Raw genomic sequence first — 223 nt, 5'->3', positions numbered from 1 at the left:
ATTCATCCATATTGAAATAGAATACTGGAGGAATGGTTGCAATTTTCACCTTTTCTTTGCTTGTCATTTTTACAAATTCTTCTGTATTTTCACGCTCATCCTTATTTGCAATAACAAGTCTTCCACCGATTAACAGAGCCATATTCATCTCCCAAACGGATCCATCAAAAATTATATTTGCAAACTGTAAAATAGACTCTTTTTCTGTTACTTCTAATGAATT

At 31.8% G+C, this 223-nt stretch carries 1 protein-coding gene; it reads right to left on the bottom strand.

Annotated features, from left to right (window positions below):
* The coding region (locus MR167_RS32590) for an AMP-binding protein (RefSeq protein ID WP_242316324.1) at nucleotides 1-223 on the bottom strand (223 nt) is incomplete at both ends.

This window comes from Bacillus cereus group sp. BfR-BA-01355 (assembly GCF_022663675.1).
GTDB classification, from domain to species: Bacteria; Bacillota; Bacilli; order Bacillales; family Bacillaceae_G; genus Bacillus_A; species Bacillus_A thuringiensis_S.
Note: the sequence above shows the minus strand (reverse complement) of the source record. Positions and strands in the feature narration are given on the sequence as shown.